The organism is Ligilactobacillus aviarius (assembly GCF_001654615.1).
Classification (GTDB): Bacteria; Bacillota; Bacilli; order Lactobacillales; family Lactobacillaceae; genus Ligilactobacillus; species Ligilactobacillus aviarius_B.
This window is the reverse complement of record NZ_LWUD01000025.1, coordinates 1-4,325: the sequence shown is the minus strand read 5'-3', so window position 1 is coordinate 4,325 and position 4,325 is coordinate 1. Positions and strand designations below refer to the sequence as shown.

Annotated in this window: 3 protein-coding genes, 2 rRNA genes and 1 pseudogene; 4 read left to right on the top strand and 2 right to left on the bottom strand. The window is 35.7% G+C overall.

The features are described from left to right. Both A3O17_RS04810 and rrf read left to right on the top strand, forming a co-directional pair. Positions 1-89 (top strand): 23S ribosomal RNA (locus A3O17_RS04810); the annotation flags it as partial. Positions 90-169: 80 nt separating this feature from the next. Next, positions 170-286 (top strand): 5S ribosomal RNA (gene rrf / locus A3O17_RS04805). Positions 287-330: 44 nt separating this feature from the next. Here the strand turns inward: rrf and A3O17_RS04800 are convergent. Beyond that, a pseudogene (locus A3O17_RS04800) lies at positions 331-1,257 on the bottom strand (site-specific integrase). Positions 1,258-1,727: 470 nt separating this feature from the next. On the opposite strand from A3O17_RS04800, the gene A3O17_RS04795 reads away from it, so the two are divergent. Then, complete coding sequence (locus A3O17_RS04795) at positions 1,728-3,062, top strand: conjugated bile salt MFS transporter (RefSeq protein WP_064208227.1); 1,335 nt, start codon at positions 1,728-1,730, stop codon at positions 3,060-3,062. A gap of 164 nt (positions 3,063-3,226) precedes the next feature. Next, positions 3,227-4,174 (top strand): choloylglycine hydrolase, encoded by a 948-nt coding sequence (bsh, locus tag A3O17_RS04790; protein ID WP_064213067.1) that lies wholly within the window; start codon positions 3,227-3,229, stop codon positions 4,172-4,174. Positions 4,175-4,247: 73 nt separating this feature from the next. Here the strand turns inward: bsh and A3O17_RS07785 are convergent. Next, positions 4,248-4,325 (bottom strand): IS3 family transposase (locus A3O17_RS07785; RefSeq protein ID WP_155729652.1); only part of this gene is annotated, 78 nt, incomplete at its 5' end.

Here is a 4,325-nt window from a genome sequence, read left to right as displayed (position 1 = left end):
CCTGAGAGATGATCAGGTAGATAGGATGGAAGTGGAAGTGCAGTGATGCATGGAGCGGACCATTACTAATCGGTCGAGGACTTAACCAAAGGTTAAGAAACGTGATGTTCGAGGTAGAAAGAATTATTATCTAGTTTTGAGGGAACAAGGTTCTCTTGAATAAAATAAGTGCGGTGATGATGGCTTGAAGGATACACCTGTTTCCATTCCGAACACAGAAGTTAAGCTTCAAAACGCCGATAGTAGTTGGAGGAACGCCTCCTGCGAGGGTAGGAAGTTGCCGTGCGAATTAAAAGCTATGTTGATTATCAACATAGCTTTTTTGTTTTGTCAGAGTTGAGATAGATGTTGTTTAATTAAAGTATTATCTTGAGTTTCTAATTCTTTAATTATGTGTAAATATGTGTTTTCAGTTGTGGTAATGCTGGCATGACCTAATCTTTTTGAAACTCCTGCGATTGAAACTCCAGCATATAAAAGCAAAGATGCATGAGTATGACGAAGACCATGAATTGAAATTTCAGGAATTCCAGCTTTAATACATTTATTACTAAGAAAATTATTAACCGTTGAATTATAAATTCTCTTTTTTACAAAAATTGGAGTAATAGGATTCAAATGAAGAATTAAGTTATTGAATTGAAGACAGGTTTTCCAATCAAGTGCAATTTTTCGGTTTGAAGATTCATTTTTGGTTGGTTGAAATCCCCCTTTTGCTTCTTTATAATTCCATGTTTTATTAATTGTTAGTGTTTGATTTTCAAAATCGAAGTCATTTGGAGTGACTCCTAAAGCCTCGGCAAAACGCAGTCCGGTTTTAGCAACCAATAAAACTAACCAATCGAGACTTGGATCATTTTTATTGGTTTTCAGCTGTTTTAAGAGAAGTTTTAGTTCGTTTTCATTAAGAAATTTAGTTTTTTTCTTTTTTGGTTTTTTTCCCTTAATTACAATTCTTCGAGTTGGATCCTTTTTTATTAATTCATCATCATAAGCGTCTAAAAGGGCTGCTTTAATTTGATGATGGAAGTCTTTTACGGTTTGACGTTCATGAGATTGAGCGTATAAGTTAAGTAATTATTGATATTTAACCCGGGTTACGTTTTTAAGCTTTAAATGAGGAATATTCTTTTCAATAAAACGATATGTTTCCCAATATTTTCTTAACGTCACTTCACGAACAGCGCCGTCTTTGTACAATTTGATCCATAATTTAAAATATTCTGGAAGAGTTGTCTCTTCATCAATTCTTTTCATATTATCCACCTCTGTAAATTTTGAATATTGCAATAATATTCATGATAAGGTAAATGATTAGAAAATGAATATCAAAAATAATTAATGGAATCCTTACATTAAATAGAAAAGGGTTAATATAATTAACCTTCAATTCATTTAATTATCATAAGAATTTTAGTAACTTATAATAATGAAAAAGTCACTATTTTAAAACTGAAAAACAAATAATTTCATCAAATAATAGTTCGATATGTAACCTCTTTCAAACGGAACAATTTAATATAATTGTTACAAATTAATTAAAACTTATCAATTTAACAAGTCTTAATTTTTGACGCTCCGCGGTAACTGTGCAATAATAGCGTTTGTTAAAGATGGGACTTAGGATATTTCGATAATATCAAATCATTATAAATTTGACAAAATGTAAATATCCATTAAGTTTTATTGCAATTATATTTTTTATTTTTAGAAAGAGGGTTTGCATTATGGATACAGTAAGCGAAAAGAAACCTGTAAGTAACGCTTATAAGTATTTCATGATTTTCCTTTGTATGTTTACGCAAGCCATTCCTTATGGGATTGCACAAAACATTCAACCATTATTTGTTCACCCGCTTGTTAATACATTCCACTTTAGCTTAGCATCATACACCTTGATCTTTACATTTGGTGCAGTTGCAGCTTCGATTGCTTCACCATTTATTGGTAAAGGTTTAGCTAAGGTTAACTTTAAAGTAATGTATATGGCAGGGATCATCATTTCAGCATTAGCATATGTAATTTTTGGAATTAGTTCAAAATTACCAGAATTTTACGGTGCTGCGATTTTATGTATGATCGGTTCAACATTCTTCTCAGGCCAAGGTGTTCCGTGGGTAATCAATCACTGGTTCCCAGGTAAAGGCCGTGGAACTGCTTTAGGGGTTGCTTTCTGTGGTGGGTCAATTGGTAATATTTTCTTACAACCATTTACGCAAAAGATTTTAGCAAAGTACATGGTTGGTGGAACAAAGACTGGTCACCTTGAATCAATGGCTCCATTCTTTATTTTTGCCGCAGCATTATTTGTAATTGGTTTGATCATTACATTCTTCATCCGGACACCTAAGGACAACGAAATCGTTGCTACAAAGGCTGAACTTGAAGAAGCTAAGAAGGCTGCTGCAGAAGCAAAGGCTAAGGAATTCGAAGGCTGGACTTCTAAAGAAGTTATGAAGATGCCATGGTTCTGGATCTTCAGTATCGGTTTCTTAATCATTGGAATTGGTTTAGCTTCATTGAACGAAGACTACGCTGCATTCTTGGATACAAAGTTAAGCTTCGGCGTTGTTGGTACAATCGGAATGATGTACGGCTTCGGTTGCTTAATTGGTAACGTTACTGGTGGAATCTTATTTGATAAATTAGGAACTGCCAAAGCAATGACATACGCTGCTGTAATGTACGTATTATCAATCGGAATGATGATCTTCGTCAGCTTCCAACCATTCGGCAGTCACGCAAGTAAAGTTGCCGGAATTGCATACGCAATCTTCTGTGGTTTAGCCGTATTTAGTTACATGTCAGGTCCTGCTTTCATGGCTAAAGACTTGTTTGGTTCTAAAGATGAAGGGGTTATGCTTGGACTCGTTGGTTTAGCATACGCAATCGGTTTTGCGATCGGTGCTCCATTATTCGGAATCATCAAGGGCATGGCAAGCTTCACCGTTGCATGGTATGTAATGATGGCATGCGTTGTTGTTGGATTCATTCTTTTGATCGTTTCAGTTGTAAAGATCAAAGGCATGCAAAAAGCTTTAATGAACAAACAAAACAACTAATTTTTAAAAATCAGTAAGTCGTAGGATATGAGGCTGTATTCTACGGCTTATTGTTTTAAGACTAATGATTCTTTAAATACGAGTCATAATATTAGAATTTTCAATTTAGTGAATGATAAACTATTCATATAGTTGATAAGTGAATTTTGAAGGGAGACATTATTATGTGTACAGGTTTACGTTTTAATGATTCAGAAGGTAATTTATACTTCGGCCGTAACTTGGATGTTGAATCAACATACGGCGAAAAGGTTATCGTAACACCAAGAAACTATGAATTACCATACAAGTTCTTGGAAGATGGAAAGACAACAAAGGCAATTATCGGAATGGGAATTATGGCTGGAGACTACCCAATGTACTTTGACTGCATCAACGAAAACGGTCTTGGGATTGCGGGATTAAACTTCCCACGCTATGCACACTTTACAGAAGGCCCAGTTGACGGCAAGACAAACATGGCACCATACGAATTTATGTTATGGTTGATGGAAGAATTCGACACCGTTGAAGAAGCTAAGAAAGGCTTAGCAAACTTGAACTTGGTTGATGCTCCATTTGCACCTCAAATGCCAGTTGCTCCATTACACTGGATCATCAGCGACAAGAAAGAATCAGTTGTTGTTGAACAAACAAAGGACGGCCTTAAGGTTTATGATAACCACGTTGGCGTTTTGACAAACAACCCTGATTATCCATGGCACATGACAAACCTTAACAACTATGCAGGTTTAACACCAAACGATGCAACAACGCATGACTGGAACGGTCAAGAAATTCGTCCATTAGGTGTTGGGACAGGTAGTTTAGGCTTACCAGGCGACAGCATCCCTGCTTCACGGTTCGTAAAGGTTGCTTACTTAAATGCAAGTTACCCAACAGTTGACGGTGAAAAGGCAAACGTTGCTAAGTTCTTCAACATTTTGAAGTCCGTTGCAATGATTGATGGAAGTGTCATCAATGAACAAGGTAAAGATGAATACACTGTTTACACAGGTTGCTTCTCAACCAAGACAAACACATACTACTACAACCGTTTCGACGACTTTGAAATGAAGAGCGTTCAATTTACAGAAGAAAACATGAATGCCGATAAGGTTACAATTTACTAAGATTTGTAAACTAATAATAAAAGAGGTCAGTGACTTGAATGAAGTGAACCCTAAAAGTTGGACACTTTATTAGCTAGGCAACCTGGGACTGAGTTCTGTATTGAACAGGACTCAGTCCTTTTAGTTTTACCTTAATTCTGTCGTTATTATT

Excerpts from the sequence above, each read along its gene's own strand:
- A3O17_RS04795 (WP_064208227.1), top strand. The coding sequence starts at position 1,728 with ATGGATACAGTAAGCGAAAAGAAACCTGTAAGTAACGCTTATAAGTAT.
- bsh (WP_064213067.1), top strand. The coding sequence starts at position 3,227 with ATGTGTACAGGTTTACGTTTTAATGATTCAGAAGGTAATTTATACTTC.